The organism is Neorhizobium petrolearium (assembly GCF_017873175.1).
GTDB lineage: Bacteria > Pseudomonadota > Alphaproteobacteria > Rhizobiales > Rhizobiaceae > Neorhizobium > Neorhizobium petrolearium.
The window spans coordinates 185,031-201,725 of sequence record NZ_JAGGJW010000014.1; the positions used below are offsets into that span (position 1 = coordinate 185,031).

Annotated in this window: 17 protein-coding genes; 10 read left to right on the forward strand and 7 right to left on the reverse strand. The window is 61.7% G+C overall.

Features of this window, described 5'->3' with window-relative positions; translation table 11 throughout:
- Positions 1 to 77: 77 nt before the first annotated feature.
- Together J2046_RS25100 and J2046_RS25105 are read left to right on the forward strand one after the other, a co-directional pair.
- A complete protein-coding gene (locus J2046_RS25100) occupies positions 78 to 665 on the forward strand; it encodes a nitroreductase family protein (protein WP_210056530.1) in 588 nt (195 codons plus the stop codon).
- Positions 665 to 1,279 (forward strand): flavin reductase family protein, encoded by a 615-nt coding sequence (locus tag J2046_RS25105; protein WP_210056531.1) that lies wholly within the window; start codon positions 665 to 667, stop codon positions 1,277 to 1,279. Before J2046_RS25100 ends, J2046_RS25105 begins: the two co-directional genes overlap by 1 nt.
- On the opposite strand, the gene J2046_RS25110 is transcribed toward J2046_RS25105, so the two are convergent.
- Complete coding sequence (locus tag J2046_RS25110; RefSeq protein ID WP_210056532.1) at positions 1,276 to 1,980, reverse strand: hypothetical protein; 705 nt, start codon at positions 1,978 to 1,980, stop codon at positions 1,276 to 1,278. The two genes, J2046_RS25105 and J2046_RS25110, sit on opposite strands and share 4 nt — an antisense overlap.
- A gap of 57 nt (positions 1,981 to 2,037) precedes the next feature.
- Between J2046_RS25110 and J2046_RS25115 the strand changes: the two genes are divergently transcribed.
- Positions 2,038 to 3,165, forward strand: coding sequence for a DUF2336 domain-containing protein (locus J2046_RS25115; RefSeq protein WP_210056533.1), 1,128 nt, complete (start codon positions 2,038 to 2,040; stop codon positions 3,163 to 3,165).
- 5 nt (positions 3,166 to 3,170) lie between these two features.
- Here the strand turns inward: J2046_RS25115 and J2046_RS25120 are convergent, their stop codons facing one another.
- Complete coding sequence (locus J2046_RS25120; protein ID WP_210056534.1) at positions 3,171 to 3,596, reverse strand: hypothetical protein; 426 nt, start codon at positions 3,594 to 3,596, stop codon at positions 3,171 to 3,173.
- Between the two features lie 122 nt (positions 3,597 to 3,718).
- On the opposite strand from J2046_RS25120, the gene J2046_RS25125 reads away from it, so the two are divergent.
- Positions 3,719 to 4,177: a GNAT family N-acetyltransferase gene (locus J2046_RS25125; protein ID WP_210056536.1), complete on the forward strand. Its 459-nt coding sequence runs from the start codon at positions 3,719 to 3,721 to the stop codon at positions 4,175 to 4,177.
- Here J2046_RS25125 and J2046_RS25130 read toward each other — a convergent pair.
- The 3 genes from J2046_RS25130 to parE all read right to left on the reverse strand — a co-directional run bounded on the left by J2046_RS25130 (position 4,155) and on the right by parE (position 7,664).
- Positions 4,155 to 5,369 (reverse strand): AI-2E family transporter, encoded by a 1,215-nt coding sequence (locus tag J2046_RS25130; RefSeq protein WP_210056538.1) that lies wholly within the window; start codon positions 5,367 to 5,369, stop codon positions 4,155 to 4,157. The two genes, J2046_RS25125 and J2046_RS25130, sit on opposite strands and share 23 nt — an antisense overlap.
- A gap of 98 nt (positions 5,370 to 5,467) precedes the next feature.
- Positions 5,468 to 5,728: a hypothetical protein gene (locus tag J2046_RS34375; protein WP_411828549.1), complete on the reverse strand. Its 261-nt coding sequence runs from the start codon at positions 5,726 to 5,728 to the stop codon at positions 5,468 to 5,470.
- Positions 5,613 to 7,664 carry a DNA topoisomerase IV subunit B gene (gene parE, locus J2046_RS25140; RefSeq protein ID WP_210056586.1) on the reverse strand — a complete coding sequence of 684 codons (2,052 nt, stop codon included), beginning with the start codon at positions 7,662 to 7,664 and terminating at the stop codon, positions 5,613 to 5,615. Before parE ends, J2046_RS34375 begins: the two co-directional genes overlap by 116 nt.
- Before the next feature lie 195 nt (positions 7,665 to 7,859).
- On the opposite strand from parE, the gene J2046_RS25145 reads away from it, so the two are divergent.
- From J2046_RS25145 to J2046_RS25165, 5 genes are all read left to right on the forward strand, one after another.
- Entirely contained in the window at positions 7,860 to 8,747 is an 888-nt protein-coding gene (locus J2046_RS25145) for an alpha/beta hydrolase (protein ID WP_411828550.1), read from the forward strand.
- Positions 8,748 to 8,894: 147 nt separating this feature from the next.
- Positions 8,895 to 9,665 carry a triose-phosphate isomerase gene (tpiA, locus tag J2046_RS25150; protein WP_210056541.1) on the forward strand — a complete coding sequence of 257 codons (771 nt, stop codon included), beginning with the start codon at positions 8,895 to 8,897 and terminating at the stop codon, positions 9,663 to 9,665.
- Positions 9,666 to 9,758: 93 nt separating this feature from the next.
- Positions 9,759 to 10,217 carry a preprotein translocase subunit SecG gene (gene secG / locus J2046_RS25155; protein WP_210056542.1) on the forward strand — a complete coding sequence of 153 codons (459 nt, stop codon included), beginning with the start codon at positions 9,759 to 9,761 and terminating at the stop codon, positions 10,215 to 10,217.
- 126 nt (positions 10,218 to 10,343) lie between these two features.
- Positions 10,344 to 11,981 (forward strand): CTP synthase, encoded by a 1,638-nt coding sequence (locus tag J2046_RS25160; protein WP_280107519.1) that lies wholly within the window; start codon positions 10,344 to 10,346, stop codon positions 11,979 to 11,981.
- Positions 11,982 to 12,047: 66 nt separating this feature from the next.
- Complete coding sequence (locus J2046_RS25165) at positions 12,048 to 12,818, forward strand: SDR family oxidoreductase (protein WP_210056543.1); 771 nt, start codon at positions 12,048 to 12,050, stop codon at positions 12,816 to 12,818.
- Between the two features lie 7 nt (positions 12,819 to 12,825).
- On the opposite strand, the gene J2046_RS25170 is transcribed toward J2046_RS25165, so the two are convergent.
- Positions 12,826 to 13,914 (reverse strand): citrate synthase/methylcitrate synthase, encoded by a 1,089-nt coding sequence (locus J2046_RS25170; protein WP_210056544.1) that lies wholly within the window; start codon positions 13,912 to 13,914, stop codon positions 12,826 to 12,828.
- Positions 13,915 to 13,973: 59 nt separating this feature from the next.
- Between J2046_RS25170 and J2046_RS25175 the strand changes: the two genes are divergently transcribed.
- Positions 13,974 to 15,140 (forward strand): citrate synthase, encoded by a 1,167-nt coding sequence (locus J2046_RS25175; RefSeq protein ID WP_233470268.1) that lies wholly within the window; start codon positions 13,974 to 13,976, stop codon positions 15,138 to 15,140.
- Between the two features lie 49 nt (positions 15,141 to 15,189).
- Here the strand turns inward: J2046_RS25175 and J2046_RS25180 are convergent, their stop codons facing one another.
- A complete protein-coding gene (locus J2046_RS25180; RefSeq protein WP_210056545.1) occupies positions 15,190 to 16,644 on the reverse strand; it encodes a cryptochrome/photolyase family protein in 1,455 nt (484 codons plus the stop codon).
- Between the last annotated feature and the right edge of the window lie 51 nt (positions 16,645 to 16,695).

Consider the following 16,695-nt stretch of genomic DNA (forward strand, 5'->3'; position numbering starts at 1 on the left):
AAGCGTCACTTGAAAACCAATGCCAAGGCAATTTCAAGACCTTCCCGCCGCCTCACCTCCGAATGAAAGTTTTGACCATGCAAAATGACGTTAAACTCATTGATTTCCTGCGCGACAGGCATTCCACACCCGTGGCCCAGATCAAGGAACCAGGCCCTTCGCAGGAAGAACTCGAGGCGATTCTCACTTTGGCGACGCGTGTTCCCGACCATGGCAAGCTGGCGCCGTGGCGCCTGGTCGTCTATCGTGGCGACGTGCGGAAAAAGCTCGGTGAAGAATTCCTGGCGCTCCTGCTCAAGAAAACACCCGATTTGGAGGATGCCGCAAAGGAAGCCGAATTGGTGCGCTTCACCCGTGCACCGCTGGTCGTAGGCGTTATCAGCACGGCCGCGCCGCATGTGAAGATACCCGAATGGGAACAGGTGCTCTCGGCCGGTGCGGTCTGCCTCAACATGCTGATGGCCGCAAGCGCACACGGCTACGTCGCCAACTGGCGTACCGAATGGGTGGCTTACGACGACGAGGCGCTGCTGCTTCTCGGTGTGAAGCCTGGCGAGAAGGTTGCCGGCTTCATCCACATCGGCTCCAGCGATTTTCCGACGCCGGACCGTCCGCGGCCGGAACTTTCGCAGATCGTCACCTATGCCGGCGAAAGCAACGTCTGATGTTCTACACGACCGATACCAATCAGCACGGCCTGAAACATGATCCCTTCAAGGCGATCGTGGCTCCGCGTCCGATCGGCTGGATCGGGACGAAGGGCAGGGACGGTTCGCTGAATCTTTCGCCTTATTCCTTTTTCAACATCGTCTCCGACAGGCCGAAGCTGGTGATGTTCTCCTCCAGCGGCCGCAAGCACAGCCTGAAGAATGCCGAGGAAACCGGGGTCTTCACCGCAAGCCTCGCAAGCCGCCATCTTGCCGAGAAAGTGAATGCTTCTTCTGAGGCGGTGGAATACGGCGTCAGCGAGTTCGAGGTGGCAGGACTGACAGCGAAGATGGCCGAACTCATCGATGCGCCCTACGTTGCGGAAGCCTATACGGTGCTCGAATGCCGAGTGACGGAGGTGATCCAGCCCAAAGGGCTGGACGGCGAGGGCGCGGACGCCTTCATGGTCTTCGGCCAGGTGATCGGCATCCATATCAGTGAAGAGATTTTGCGCGACGGGCGCATCGACATGAGCCTCGCCCGGCCGATCGCGCGCATGGGTTATCGGGATTATGCCGACGGCGGTGCGGACGTCTTCGAAATGGTTCGCCCCGCGGGTGCCGGCGGTTAGTCCGCAAAAACGTGATTGATGATCTGAATTTGGTCGAACCGGCGACTGAGCTTACCGGCGAAGCCGTTTTCCCGCGCGATCCGACATTCGGCTTGGAAGGAGGTGTTACCGGTCGGTGACACGGCGTCGATGGCCATCACGCCGATAGCGGATGCGGCAAGCCCAATCGCCGCGCGGGCGAGACGGGCAGTGTCGGAGAGTGGATCAAGGTCCAGCTCCCAACCCAGGCCTAAGAGACGTTCGCTGCAGCGCTCGAAGCTGGCGGCCGCAAGTATTCCGGCAGCATCGGCCAGCGCGACAATCGCGGTACTGCCTGGCGGGCGGCCACACCGCAGTTCCTCGACCCGAAGAACGACAGCGAGCCGCTGAACCTCTGCGCCATTCCGAGTTCCCCCGAGGAGAACTGTTACCGCACCCGCCCGGATTGCGTATTCGGCGGCAACTTCAGTTCGCATGGAGGCAAACGACGGCAGGAGGAAAGCCGGAGGTTGATCAGGATCAAGCTCCGCCCACGCTTTGCAAAAGCCCGCGACCGCCCCCCACGACTCGGGTGATCCCGTCAGGTCGAGCACAAGCCGGTCTGCGCCGGCCGCATGAATAGTCGACATGTCCGCCGATGGTCCGACAATCAACCAGGAGCGTATCTTCGGGGTCTCTTTCATGGTTAACAAACGTGATGAACCAATCTTAAACTTTTTCACCCTAGCGTGAACTCCAACAAGCTGGACGCGTTCCGGCATGTGTTACCGGGGCTGGGTGTGATCATACAAGCATTTCTTCGTTGGGCGGAAACCGCAAGGGCAAGCGACAGGGCCAAGGCGGCCAACGCGCTGGGCCGAGCTTATCTTCGCTCATCGATGGGCGACGAGCAGCACCAGGCAGCAGCGCTCGCCATGACCTACCTGCTCGATGATCCGTCACCGCGCGTGCGGCTGGCGCTCGCCGAAGCGCTTGCCGGGTCTCCCAGAGCACCCCGCGCCATTATCGTCTCGCTTGCCGAAGACCAGCCGGAAATCGCCTGCACCGTGATTACCCAATCACCGGTACTCACCGAAAGCGATCTCGTCGATCTCGCCGGACGAAGCGACAGCCTGACCCGCGGCCTGATCGCCGCACGGCCCGGCCTTTCCCGCGGGATCGCCGCCGCGATCGCCGAAATCGGCGATGAGGGTGAGGTGATCATCCTGCTCGAAAACGAAACCGCATCCATCACCCGTATCTCGCTGCGGCGGATCGCAGAGCGGTTCGGGCATCACAGCGATATCCGTAACCTGCTGCTGGAGCGGGAGACCTTGCCCGCAGACGCCAGGCATATGCTGGTCAATCACATCACCGCGGCACTGGCTAACTTCGGCCTGGTACGCACCACGATGGCGCCAGCGCGTATCGACCATGTCATCCGCGAAGCGGGCGAGGCGGCGGCGGTAGCGATCGCCGGTGCGGTGCGGCTAGAGGAAATCCCGGGGCTCGTCGATCATCTGCGAATGGCCGGGCAGCTGACGCCAGCCTTGCTGATCCATGCACTCTGCACCGGCAGGGTGGATTTCTTTGCCGGCGCGATAGTTTCACTTTCGGGCCTGGATGATCGTCGCGTCAGGGCGATCCTTGTCACCGGCCGGATGCATGCGGTGCGCGCGCTTTTCGAAGCCTGCGGGCTCGGACGCGACATCGCCGTCGTCTTCGTCGAAGCCGTCCTCCTTTGGCGCAAGGCATTGGCGAGCGGCACGCCGGACGGAATATCCGGCTTGCTGCTCAAGACGTTCAACCGTTCAGGGATGCCTCTTTCGCCGGTCTCCGAATTGCTCGACATGATCGAGAAACTGCACCTCTCTGAGATACGGCTCGGGGCGCGGTCCTTCGCCAACGAAGTCTCGCTGGCGGCTTAAGCTTCTTATCGGTGGAATTTCCTGGCGACCCAGGAATAACCGTCTTCGACCAGGCGGACAGGCTTGACCATCAGCGTTTTCACACCTTCGGTCGTGGGAAGGACGCTCCTGACGCGCCGGATGGCGCTGCTCGCAAGCGTTTCCTCTTCCTGCGGCGTTACGACGGCCGGCTGCTGGGCCCGCTCAGGGGGCAACGTCTCGGGTTTTGCCTGCGTTGCGGGAGAATTCGCAATTTCGGTCGCTTCGGGCTTCTGGCAGACGGCAATAATCATCGGATAAGGCTGGTTCGCATAGCGGCCAAGCTGATCTTCGGAAACCGCATCGCACGTCGCGATGGTCGGCCAGCGGTTCTCGGCCGTTGCAATATAATGGCAGTCGGTTCCGGCGTCATTGCAGCCGAGAATGGTCATGACGATAAGTGCGGCGTTCATGTTGTCCCCCGATGATCGTGATCGACTTAAAACGAGCAATCTTGACCCGACCAAGGCAGCTTTCAACGACACGCCGCATCCTGTAATCGTTCTGGAATGCATGAAACCAGTGGGCAATGCCAATGACCGTGACGATCGCGCTCGAACCGCCGCGCCAAGCGGGTGTTCTCAGGCTCCTCGAACTATCCGATGCCTATGCCGCCTCGCTCTACCCCGCCGAAAGCAACCACATGGTCGACATTTCGAGCCTGGAAGGATCGGGGGTGTCGTTCTTCGTCGCACGCAAGGATGATGCGATCCTCGGCTGCTGTGCGCTGGTGGAGGCGAGCGACGGCAGCGCAGAGATCAAGCGCATGTTCGTCGATGAGGCAGCGCGCGGCTTGAAACTCGGAAAGCGGCTGATGGACGCGATCCTGGAACGGGCCGTGGAACGCGGCATGTCGATCATTCGTCTGGAGACGGGAATATACCAGCCGCAAGCGATCGGCCTCTACCGCGCGTACGGTTTCACCGAGATCGGGCCCTTCGGAGACTACAAGCGCGATCCGCTCAGCATCTTCATGGAGAAGAGGCTTTCCTGACGACCGGGACCTCCGGAGGAAGCTCCTGCGCGCCCGCACCCCTGGTGAAATCGGCCGCTTCCACTTCTGTGCTTTCGGCCATCTTCGCTTCCCGGATCCATTCGCGCCAGATCGACACGATGAGAGCCATCAGCACGGGGCCGATGAAAAGGCCAAGGAAGCCCATCGTGCTGACCCCGCCCACCAGGCCGAAGAACGTCGGAAGGAAGGGCAGCTTGATCGGACCGCCGACCAGTCGGGGGCGCAGCGTCTTGTCCACGATGAAAAGCTCGACCGTGCCCCAGAGGAAAAGGCCGGCTCCCGCGACATAGGAACCGTTCGCCACCAGATAGAACGAGATCAGGGTGAAGGAAAGCGGCGCGCCGCCCGGAATGAGCGCCATGATGCCCGTAATCACACCCAACGTCACGGGTGAGGGTACGCCGGCGATATAATAAGCGATGCCGAGTACGATGCCTTCACCGATGGCGATCAGAGTCTGTCCGGTGACAGTCGAGCTGATCGTCGCGGGCACGACGCGCGATATGCGTTCCCAGCGGGTCGGGAAGATCCGCTCTCCCAGAAGGTCGATCTGTTGAGAAAAGGAGGCACCGTCTCGATAGACGAAGAAAAGGGCGATCAGCATGAAGAGCAGCATCAGCAGCAGATGGAAGGCTCCCCCGCCGGCGGCTACGATTGCTCGGTAGATGTTGCCGATATTGGCGCCGCTGATGAGTTGAATCAACTCACCGATCGCCCCCGGCGATCCCACGTGCTCGACCCATTGCACGCCGACCCATTCGCCGATCCAGGGCAAGCCGGTGATCCAGGCAGGAGGGGGCGCTCCGAAACGGTTGACCTCGGCCGCCCATACAATCCACTGCCGGACCTCATCTATCGTATAGGAGATGGCAATGCCGATCGGCACGATGAGGAAGGTCAGGATAAAGATGATCGCCAGCGACGCGCCGAGCGTCGTGTTACCGCCAATGCGGCGCAGCAGTTCGCGATAGAGCGGCCAGCTTGCGAAGCCGATTACGAGGGCGGCCAGAACCGGCACCAAGAAGCCGTGAAAGAAATAGATTCCGGCGGCGGCAACAAGCACGAGAAGCCAGCGCGCAGCGGAAATCGGCGGAATGAGCGCAACCCTTGGCACGACTGGTCCAAGCCAGCGCGGCTCCTTGGGTCCCTTGCCACTGTTGTTCACGCTCACCGTTTATCCTTTTCCATTCTCGCCTTCATATGGCGTGGGCGGCTGCCTGCCACAAGACTAACGCTTCAGTCGTTAAAAGGAAGCTTTACTTACTTGCCCTAGACGGCAGATGCGATAGAAATGTGAAATGACCTTCCGGCCCTCACCGAAAGTACAGCGCAAATCCTACCTGCGGCGTCACCGGCGATAAGGCATCCATAAGGCTGGATAATGCCGGGGATACGGATTGGCTCTCGGTCGCACTCAGATGTCGAGATTCTCCGCAAAGGCGGCGCGTTCCTGAATGAAACGGAAGCGGGCATCGGCCTTGGTGCCCATGAGGTTGTCGACGGCCTCACGCGTTCCCTCGAAATCCACATCGTCGATCGCGACGCGCAAAAGCGTGCGATGGGCGGGATCCATGGTGGTTTCCTTCAACTGCGCCGGCATCATTTCGCCCAGACCTTTGAAGCGGCCGATCTCGACCTTCTTGCCCTTGAACACCGTTTCCATCAGCTCTGCCCGGTGAGCATCGTCACGGGCATAGACCGTCTTTCCACCCTGACGCAGGACATAGAGCGGCGGGACCGCCAGGTAGAGGTGGTTGCCGCGGATCAGCTCCGGCATTTCCTGATAGAAGAATGTGATGAGCAGGGATGCGATATGGGCACCGTCGACATCCGCGTCGGTCATGATGATGACGCGCTCGTAACGGAGGTCTTCCTCGCGGTATTTGGTTCGCGTGCCGCAGCCGAGCGCCTGGATGAGATCGGCGATCTGCTGGTTGGCGGAGAGTTTTTCGCGGCTGGCGCTGCCGACGTTGAGAATTTTTCCCCGGAGCGGAAGGATCGCCTGATTGGCGCGGTTGCGGCCCTGCTTTGCCGAACCGCCTGCCGAATCGCCCTCGACGATGAAGAGCTCGGCACCTTCCGCCGTATTCTGCGAGCAGTCGGCGAGCTTGCCGGGCAGGCGCAGCTTGCGCACCGCCGTCTTGCGGTTGACTTCCTTTTCCTTGCGGCGGCGAAGGCGCTCCTCGGCGCGCTCGATCACCCAATCGAGAAGCTTTGCAGCCTCGTTCGGATTGCCTGCAAGATAGTGGTCGAAGGGGTCGCGCAAGACGTTCTCGACGAGGCGCTGCGCTTCGACAGTGGCGAGCTTGTCCTTGGTCTGGCCGACGAATTCAGGCTCCCGAATGAAGACCGAGAGCATGCCGACGGCCGAGATCATCACGTCGTCGGTGGTGATCTGCGCCGCGCGCTTGTTCTGGGTCAGCTCGGCATAGTTCTTGAGGCCCTTGGTGAGCGCAATGCGCAAACCCGCCTCATGGGTGCCACCTTCGGGCGTCGGGATGGTGTTGCAGTAGGAATGAAGCTGCGGGTCGCCACCATACCAGGTGACTGCCCATTCCATCGCTCCATGGCCGCCGGTCTTTTCCGTGCGGCCGGCGAAAATCTCGCGCGTAACGGTGAATTCCTTGCCGAGCGTGGCGCCAAGATAATCCTTCAGGCCGCCAGGGAAGTGGAAAACCGCTTTTTCCGGTATCTCGCCATCCGCCGGCACCACGCCCGGGTCGCAGCTCCAGCGGATCTCGACGCCGCCGAACAGATAGGCCTTGGAGCGGGCCATGCGGAAGATGCGGCCGGCGTCGAACTTCGCATGCTCACCGAAGATCTGCGGGTCCGGATGGAAGCGGACCTTCGTGCCGCGGCGATTCTGCACGTCGCCAAGCTGCTCCAGCCCGCCCTGCGGAAGGCCGCGCGAAAAGCGCTGGCGATAGAGTTTGCGGTTGCGGGCAACTTCGACCTCAAGATGATCGGAAAGCGCGTTGACGACGGAGACACCCACGCCGTGCAGACCGCCGGAGGTCTCATAGGCCTTGCCGTCGAACTTTCCGCCGGCATGCAGCTTGGTCATGATGACTTCGAGGGTCGACTTGCCCGGCACCTGCGGATGGTTCTCGACCGGAATGCCTCGGCCGTTATCCGTGACCGTCAGGAAGCCTTCTGCGTCGAGATGCACTTCAATGAAATTCGCGTGGCCGGCAACCGCCTCGTCCATCGAGTTGTCGATGACTTCCGCGAACAGGTGATGCAGCGCCTTTTCATCCGTGCCACCGATATACATGCCCGGGCGCATACGCACCGGTTCGAGCCCTTCGAGGACGCGGATCGAGGAGGCACCGTAATCGTCGCCGGAAGATTGCGCGAGGGCAGGGCGTGCCGGTGAAGGCTCTGCCTGCGCGGCAGGCTCCGGTTCGACGGCGACCGGCTTCGACGTCAAGGGCAGGTCGGCGAAAAGGTCGTCATTGTCATCCATCGGCTGCGTCAATACTACCTGTCGGGGTGCGGAAGAAGAAGCCATACCCATCTCATGCTGTTTCGAATCACTCGCGATTCTGCCAGAAAGCAGGCTTTTTCGCGATGCCGCAAAGAAACGGCCGTTTTTCAGCAATGCTTTGCCGATAAGGCAATGGCAAGATTCGACCGCATCAGGAGTCCGATGAAAAAGGCCATGTCCACAATTCATTTCGTCTTCGGCGCACTTCTTGCGGCATTGATCGCGTTTGCCGGCATGCCCGCCGCTGCCCAGGATGGTCCAATCAAGCCCTTCAAGGACGACCTCTTCTCGCGCCAGACTGTATTGGAGACCCGCGACGGCGGCGCCTATAACGTGATCGACTACCAGGAAATGCGGGACATCAACGGCCGTGACCGGGTGCCGGAGCGACGCGTCAAGGATGCTTATGTCTCTCTCGGCGTGCGACGCCACCAGGAGAACGAAACGCTGAACCTTCCCGGGAGCAGAAAGCTTGATGTCACCAGAGTGGGGCAAATGGAAGGTGCGTCCTTTACGGTGATTTTCATCCACGGGCGCGGCGGCGACCGCAGGCTCGGCGCAAACGACTACACGTTCGGCGGCAATTTCAACCGGCTGAAGAACCTCGCAATCAACAATGGCGGCACCTACTATTCGCCGAGCGTTACCTCCTTCGACGACAAGGGTATCGCCGACATCGCAGCGCTGATCCGCTATGCGTTCGACCAGTCCTCAAGACGGCCGGTCATCCTTGCCTGCGCCTCGATGGGCGGTTTCATCTGCCAGGGTGTCAGCCGCGACGCGGAGACCGTGCATTATCTCAAAGGCATGGCGCTCCTCGGTGGTCCGCCTGATGCGGGTCTGCCGAAAACGCCTCTCGCAAAGCTCAAGCTGCCGATCTATTTCGCCCACGGCAGCGCCGACAGCGTCTACAAGGCCGAGGAGCAGGCGGCAATTTATCGCAAGCTTGGAAGCGCGGGCTATCCAACCCGTTTCACGCTGTTTCAGACCGGCAGCCACGGCACGCCGATCCGTATGGTTGACTGGCGGGAAGTGCTGAATTTCCTGCTTACCGACGGCTGAAGCCCCGCCGTTAACCAAAGTCTTGAACCAAGACCTGTCTTTTGCATACCAATTCGGACGGGATGTGTCTAAAACAGGTCCCCGTATCTGTGGAGGTTTCGGTTTCTGCCATCGAAAGAAACCGAACAGGAGAGGAAGCTATCGCCGATGACGCCTGATGTGCGCCCGCTTGTTGCCGGAAACTGGAAAATGAACGGCACGCGCGAGTCCCTGACAGAGATCAAGGCTATGGCCGAAGGCGTTCAGGGCGCGCTGTCCGAAAAGGTCGATGCGCTCATCTGCCCGCCGGCAACGCTGCTCTATGTCGCGACCGCGCTTTCAACCGACAGCCCGCTGATGATCGGCGGTCAGGATTGCCATCAGGAGGCTTCCGGCGCCCATACGGGTGACATCTCGGCGGAAATGATTGCCGACTGCTTCGGAACCTATGTCATCGTCGGGCATTCGGAGCGGCGCACCGACCACGCCGAAACCGATCATCTGGTGCGCGCCAAGGCGCAGGCGGCCCATGCGGCAGACCTAACCGCCATCATCTGCGTCGGTGAAACGGCGGGCGAGCGGGACGCCTACCAGACCCTCGAGGTCCTGAAGCGCCAGATCTTCAACTCAGTTCCGGAAACGGCGACAGCCGCAAATACCGTGATCGCATACGAACCGGTCTGGGCGATCGGCACCGGGGTCACACCGACCGCCGATGACGTCGAGATAGCCCATGCCTTCATGCGGGCCGAGCTCACGGCCTGCCTCGGCGAGGAGGGGAGGCGCATGCGCATTCTCTACGGCGGCTCGGTGAAGCCCGGAAATGCCCGGGAACTGATGAGCGTCGAGAATGTGGATGGTGCGCTGATCGGCGGTGCGAGCTTGAAAGCCAGCGATTTCCTCGCCATCTATCGGGTCTACGAGACACTGATGGCCTGAGCCTTTCGATAGGGGCTTGGAATGCACGCAGCTCTCATGTAAAGAGCCGCCAACTCTTTTTGTTGTCTCCCCCGCGGAGGCATGGATTTTGATATGCAGACCGTTCTGATCGTTATTCATCTCATGATCGTGCTTGCCCTCGTCGGCGTGGTGCTGATCCAGCGTTCCGAAGGCGGTGGACTGGGCATCGGCGGCGGCTCCGGCTTCATGTCGGCGCGCGGCACGGCCAATGCTCTGACCCGCACCACCGCGATTCTTGCGACGCTTTTCTTTCTCACGTCGCTGGCGCTCGGCATCCTCGCCCGGTACGAAAGCCGCCCGAGCGATATCCTGAACCGTATTCCGCAGAGCCAGCAAGGTCAGGGCGGCGGCATTCTCGACCAGCTTGGTCCCGCCCCGACACAGACCCCGGCACCCGCAGAGAACGGCGTTCCGTCCGGTTCCGGCGCGGCTGCGCCTGCTCCTGCAACGGGTGCTGCTCCGGCAGCACCTTCGGCCCCGGCAGAACCCGCCGCGCCGGCCGCACCTTCGGGTGTCCCGACCGGCCAATAAGGACCGGTCAACGCTTAAAGCTCCGGCAGGCCAAAAGCCTGCCGGTTTTATTTTGGGAAGATTCCACAGCAGTTTTGCCCAAGCGGATAATTTGTGCTGGCGGAATCACGAATGAAAAGGTATCCGGTGACTCCCATGGCGCGATATGTATTCATCACTGGCGGCGTGGTTTCCTCCCTCGGAAAAGGAATTGCGGCCGCAGCACTTGGAGCACTGCTGCAAGCCCGGGGTTACCGGGTGCGGCTCAGAAAACTCGACCCCTATCTGAACGTGGATCCGGGCACGATGAGCCCGACCCAGCACGGCGAAGTCTTCGTGACCGATGACGGGGCGGAAACCGATCTCGATCTCGGCCATTACGAACGCTTCACGGGGCGTTCTGCGACCAAGACCGACAACATCACCACCGGCCGCATCTACAAGAACATCATCGACAAGGAACGCCGCGGCGACTATCTCGGCGCGACAGTGCAAGTCATTCCGCACGTCACCAACGAGATCAAGGATTTCGTGACCGAAGGCAACGAGGACTACGATTTCGTCATCTGCGAGATCGGCGGTACCGTCGGCGACATCGAGGCGATGCCGTTCCTGGAAGCGATCCGCCAGCTTGGCAACGACCTGCCGCGCGGCACGGCCGTCTACCTGCACCTGACCCTGATGCCTTACATTCCGGCAGCGGGCGAGCTCAAGACCAAGCCGACCCAGCATTCGGTGAAGGAACTGCAGGCGCTCGGCATTGCACCCGACATCCTCTTGGTGCGCGCCGACCGGGAAATCCCGGAGGCCGAACGGCGCAAGCTGTCGCTGTTCTGCAACGTACGGCCTTCCGCCGTCATCCAGGCGCTCGACGTCGCCAACATCTACGACGTGCCGATGGCCTATCACAAGGAAGGCCTCGACAACGAAGTGCTTGCCGCCTTCGGCATCGAGCCGGCACCGAAGCCGCGTCTCGAACCCTGGGAAGAGGTCTGCAACCGCATCCGCACGCCGGAAGGCGAGGTGACGATCGCGGTGGTCGGCAAATATACCGGCCTCAAGGACGCCTACAAATCGCTGATCGAGGCGCTGCATCACGGCGGCATCGCCAATCACGTCAAGGTCAAGATCGAGTGGATCGAGTCGGAGATCTTCGAGAAGGAAGATCCGGCGCCGTATCTGGAAAAGGTCAACGGCATCCTGGTGCCGGGCGGTTTCGGCGAGCGCGGCTCGCAGGGCAAGATCAATGCGGCGCGCTATGCCCGCGAAAAGAACGTACCTTATTTCGGCATCTGCTTCGGCATGCAGATGGCCGTCATAGAGGCGGCCCGCAATCTCGCCGGCATCGACAAGGCTTCTTCGACCGAATTCGGTCCTACCAAGGAGCCGGTGGTCGGGCTGATGACCGAATGGGTCAAGGGCAACGAGCTCGAGAAGCGCTCCGCTTCGGGTGACCTTGGCGGCACGATGCGCCTCGGTGCCTACAAGGCAACTCTGAAGCGTGAAACGAAGATCGCCGATATCTATGGCTCCACGGATATTTCCGAGCGTCATCGCCACCGTTACGAGGTCAATATCGACTACAAGGACCGGCTGGAGAAATGCGGCCTGGTGTTCTCGGGCATGTCGCCGGATGGCGTGCTGCCGGAGACGATCGAATATCCCGACCATCCGTGGTTCATCGGCGTGCAATATCATCCGGAACTGAAGAGCCGCCCGCTCGACCCGCACCCGCTCTTTGCAAGCTTCATCGAAGCGGCATTGGAGCAGAGCCGGCTGGTCTGAACCGGGTCTTTCGTATTTGCTGAACACTCAAGGCGCGGACCTGGTTTCATTCCGTGGTGGTGGGACATGAGCATTTTCGACAGGCTTTCTCTGGCAGGGCGCGTTGCGGTGGTAACCGGCAGCGGGAGGGGGCTCGGCTTCGAAATGGCCAGGGCCCTTTCCGAGGCAGGCGCCCATGTGGTTCTGACTGGCCGAACGGCAGAAACACTCGATCGAGCCGTCGACGCGATCGCGCAAGCCGGTGGCAAGGCAGAGGCGGCCACCTTCGATGCGGCGGATATCGATGCGGGCCGCGCGGCGATTGCCGATATCCGCAAGGCGCATGGCCGCCTCGACATCCTGATCAACAATGTCGGCGCTCGCGACAGGCGCCCGTTTGCATCGTTCGACGACGCACAGATCCTGAACCTGATCCAGACGGACCTTCTTTCGGCGGTCTCGCTGTCGCGGGATGCCGCGGAAATCATGAAGGCCCAGGGGCATGGTCGCCTCATCGCTGTCACGTCGATCATCGGCAATCTGGCACTTCCGGGCGACGCCATCTATCCGATCGCCAAGCAGGGCATGACAGGCCTGGTGCGCAGCCTGGCCGTCGAATACGGCGCCTATGGCGTGACGAGCAATGCGATCGCTCCGGGAATGTTCGCCACGGAAACCAATGCCGCGCTGGCTGAAAACCCGGACATGATTTCCTTCGCGCGCCAGCGTGTGCCGCTTGAGCGGTGGGGCCGGCCGGACGAGATCACCGGCGCAGCCCTTTTCCTTGCAAGCGATGCCGCCTCCTTCGTCAACGGCCATGTCCTGACCGTTGACGGCGGAATGTCCGTGCGGATGTAACGGCCTTTCAGGCCGCCTGGGGCAACGGGCCGACATAAACCGAGCGGGGGCGGATGAGCCGGCCTTCGAGCGCCTGTTCACGGGCATGGGCGATCCAGCCGACCGTGCGGCCGATCGCAAAGACGCCGGTAAAGGATTCGCGCGGAAAGTTCAGCGCATCGAGCAGCAGGGCCGTGTAGAATTCGACATTGACGTCGAGTGGCCGGTCCGGCTTGCGTTCCTTGAGGATGGCAAGCGCCGCCCGTTCGACGGCTTCCGCAAGCCGGATGCGATCATGATCGACCTGGCCGGTCGCGACCAACGGTTTCAGGGCGCCTTTCAGTGCATCGGCACGCGGATCGCGGACGCGATAGATCCGGTGGCCGAATCCCATCAGCCGTTCGCCACGATCGAGCGCCTGCGCGAGCCAGTTCCCTGCATTGGTCTCCGCGCCGATGGCATCCAGCATGTCGAGCACCGGTCCCGGCGCACCGCCATGCAGCGGTCCCTTGAGCGCGCTGACTGCTGCGAGCATCGAGGAGGTGAGGCCGGCTCTGGTGGAGGCGATCACACGCGAGGCAAAGGTCGAGGCATTGAGCCCATGGTCGGAGATCGTCACTAGATAGGCGTCGAGGGCGGCGACCTGTTCCCGGCTCGGCAGGCTGGCATTCAGCATGGCAAGAATATCGGCGGACTGCGAAAGCGATGGGCTTGGCGCCACGGGTGCCTCGCCCCTCTGCAGCCTCAGCACCGCCGGCAGGAAAACCGCGGGAGCAGCAAGCAGTCGCAGCGCGGTCGCGAAATCCTCGCCGTCCGGCAGTCTGGCGATAAGGGCGCGCATAGCATCCACCGGCGGCAGCCTCAGGAGTGTCTCGTCGGCCGCCTGGACATGGGCGAAGATTTCACTACGCATGCGGCCGAGCCGGGTCTTCAAGTCGCCCGCGGTGACGGGACGGTCCAAGAGCCCGTCCAGCAACAGGGCCGCGGCATCCTCGTAGGTCGCGCGCTCGACAAGGCGATCCAGGGTTACGCCGCGAATGATCAGGTGGCCGGATTCTCCGTCCACGTCCGACAACCGGGTTTCAGCGGCAACCACGTCTTCAAGTCCGTTTTTCATTGCGTGTTTCTCCTTTACGGCCAAGATGATCCGGCCTAGTCTTATTGACGTCAATCTTGATGCAATTGATCAATATGAACACGCTCTGGATCACTGCCGAAGAGGCGCTTGCCCGGCTCGGAACCAAACCGCAGACGCTCTATGCCAATGTCAGCCGTGGGAGAATCCGTGCGAGGCCGGACCCCACGGACCCGCGCCGCAGCCTTTACCGGGCCAGCGATGTGCAGCGGCTCGCAGAGCGCCATGCCGGCCGGCGCCAGGCAGCCGCGGTCGCGGCGGAAGCCATCCGCTGGGGCGATCCGGTTCTGCCGACGGCGATTTCCGCGATTTCCGACGGAAAGCTGCTCTATCGCGGCCAGGACGCGATAGAGCTTGCCGACTATGCGACACTGGAAGAGGTCGCCGCCCTTCTTTGGGACAGCCAGGACATCTGTGTCGAAACGGGTGAGGGCGGCGAGGGCGGGGCGTCGCGCATGGCAAATGCCCTGACGCTCCTTGCGGCGCGCGTCATGAACGATCTGCCGGCATTGGGCAGGAAGCCTTCCGTCCTGCGGGCCGAGGCTGCCTCGGTGCTGTCCACGGCGGCCGCCGGGCTTGCCCCATGGAATGGCGAGCCGGTGTCACTGCATCAGCGCCTTGCGCTTGGCTGGCAACGGCCCGAAGCGGTCGACCCGATCCGCAGGGCGCTGGTGCTTGCGGCGGAACATGAACTCGCGGTCTCTGCTTTCGCTGCACGCGTCACCGCATCATCCGGTGCGGCCCTTTCGGCAGCAACGCTTTCGGGGTTGGCGACGCTGACCGGGCCAAGGCATGGCGGCGCATGGCTCAGCGTCACGCTGCTTGCGGAACAGGCCGCATCTGTCGGCGTGCGGGAAGCGATCCGGGGCGCCCTGTCTTCGGAGGGGCTGGTGCGGGCCTTCGGCCACCGGCTTTATCCGCAAGGCGATCCCCGCGCCAAGGCCCTGTTGGCGAGCTTCGAGGTGCCGCCGCTCTACAACTCACTGGCGGAGGCGGGGGAGGAACTGCTCGGCGAGCCGGCCAATATCGATTTCGCACTTGCCGCGCTTGCAGCCACGTTCGGGCTACCGGAAGACTCGCCGCTCGTCATCTTCGCTCTTGCCCGAACCCCGGGCTGGCTCGCGCACGCCATGGAGCAGGTCGATAGCGGTCAGCTGATTCGACCGCGAGCCCATTATGCAGGCATCCCGCCAGACGATGCTCTTTAAGGCCATGCAGGGGTCTGGCACTGCGCCTGAACCCCAACTCCTAAAGCCTTTATAGCGTTTCAGGACCAGATGGATTCGTTCTGGCCTTGTAGGCTGCGAGCGCTCTGTCTCGGGCAAGGCCGTGATCGACGATCGGCCTCGGATAGGTTCGGCCGAGTTCGATTCCGGCCTTATCCAGAATGTTCTTCGGCGCATCGAAGGGCTTGTGGATGTACTTGCGGTCCAGGTTGCCGAGTTCCGGTACGTGCTCGCGCACGTAATCGCCCTCCGGATCGAATTTCTCGCCTTGCAGGACCGGGTTGAAGATACGGAAGAAGGGCGAAGCGTCGGCGCCCGAGCCCGCGACCCACTGCCAGTTTGCGGCATTGTTGGCGGGATCGGCATCGACCAGCGTATCGCGGAACCACTTCTCGCCCTTGCGCCAGTCGATCATCAGATCCTTGATGAGAAAAGATGCGGTGATCATCCTCACCCGATTATGCATGAAGCCGTAGCGCCAGAGTTGGCGCATGCCGGCATCGACGATCGGGTAACCCGTCAGCCCCTTCGTCCAGGCGCGGAATTCCTTCGCATTATACCCCCAATGGAAGGTATCGAAAGTGTTGTCCCAGTTCTTCTCGTCCAGCTCCGGGAAATCAATCAGCAGGGTGTAGCAGAAGTCGCGCCAGGCGAGCTCACGGCGAAAATGCACCACATCTTCGGAAGCGGTCTTCGGCATGCCCTTGGTCGCATGCAAGATACGAGCCGGGGAAATCTCTCCGTGGGTGAGATGGGGCGACAGCAAAGACGTGGCTTGGACGCTCGGCAGGTCACGACCATCCTTATAGTTTTGGAGCTTCCGGTCGATAAAGTCAGCGAGTTTTTCCCGAGCGCCATCTTCACCGGGCGTCCATATTGCCGGGAAACCGGCCGCCCAGTCTGGCTTTCTCGGAAGAAATCCCCAACTTTCCAGCCTCTCTGACCGGTGATGATGATCCTGCGAAGGAATTTTCAACGGCGGACCGATCGGCTCCCGAGGCTCGCCGGCCTTCTGCAGAGCGTTCCAGAACGGCGTGAAAACCCTGAAAGCCTTGCCGGCTCCGGTGCGGATCGCATGCGGCTCGTGCAGAAGCTGGCCATGGAACGCACGGACGGCGATATCGTGCTTCCTCAGTTCGAGCGCGATGCCACGATCGACCTGATGCCGCTCGTAGGCGCGATTGACAAAAACCGTGCGAGCGCCAGTCTGGCGGGAGAGATCGACCAGCACGTCCTCCGCCTTTCCGGAAATCAATGTCAGGCCGCTGCCGGCGGACTTCAGGGATTTCGCCAGCGCCGCCAGGGAATGATGCAGCCACCATCGCTGAGCGGCTCCCAGCGGGCCGACATTCAAATGCTCCGGTTCACGGATGTAGACCGGAATGACTGGGCTGCCGGCTTCCATCGCCGCGTGCAATGCCGGGTTGTCATCCAGGCGCAAATCCCTGCGGAACCAGACGATGCTGGGGACTTCTGATTTCGGCACACTATTCTCCGTAAGAGGACAATGCTTCCCAAGCTCCGGATTTGGTCGATA

Coding starts and splice junctions, on each gene's coding strand:
- J2046_RS25100 (WP_210056530.1), top strand. CDS start 78: ATGCAAAATGACGTTAAACTCATTGATTTCCTGCGCGACAGGCATTCC.
- J2046_RS25105 (WP_210056531.1), top strand. CDS start 665: ATGTTCTACACGACCGATACCAATCAGCACGGCCTGAAACATGATCCC.
- J2046_RS25120 (WP_210056534.1), bottom strand. CDS start 3,596: ATGAACGCCGCACTTATCGTCATGACCATTCTCGGCTGCAATGACGCC.
- J2046_RS25125 (WP_210056536.1), top strand. CDS start 3,719: ATGACCGTGACGATCGCGCTCGAACCGCCGCGCCAAGCGGGTGTTCTC.
- J2046_RS34375 (WP_411828549.1), bottom strand. CDS start 5,728: ATGTGGATTTCGAGGGAACGCGTGAGGCCGTCGACAACCTCATGGGCA.
- parE (WP_210056586.1), bottom strand. CDS start 7,664: ATGGATGACAATGACGACCTTTTCGCCGACCTGCCCTTGACGTCGAAG.
- J2046_RS25145 (WP_411828550.1), top strand. CDS start 7,860: ATGTCCACAATTCATTTCGTCTTCGGCGCACTTCTTGCGGCATTGATC.
- tpiA (WP_210056541.1), top strand. CDS start 8,895: ATGACGCCTGATGTGCGCCCGCTTGTTGCCGGAAACTGGAAAATGAAC.
- secG (WP_210056542.1), top strand. CDS start 9,759: ATGCAGACCGTTCTGATCGTTATTCATCTCATGATCGTGCTTGCCCTC.
- J2046_RS25165 (WP_210056543.1), top strand. CDS start 12,048: ATGAGCATTTTCGACAGGCTTTCTCTGGCAGGGCGCGTTGCGGTGGTA.
- J2046_RS25170 (WP_210056544.1), bottom strand. CDS start 13,914: ATGAAAAACGGACTTGAAGACGTGGTTGCCGCTGAAACCCGGTTGTCG.
- J2046_RS25175 (WP_233470268.1), top strand. CDS start 13,974: ATGCAATTGATCAATATGAACACGCTCTGGATCACTGCCGAAGAGGCG.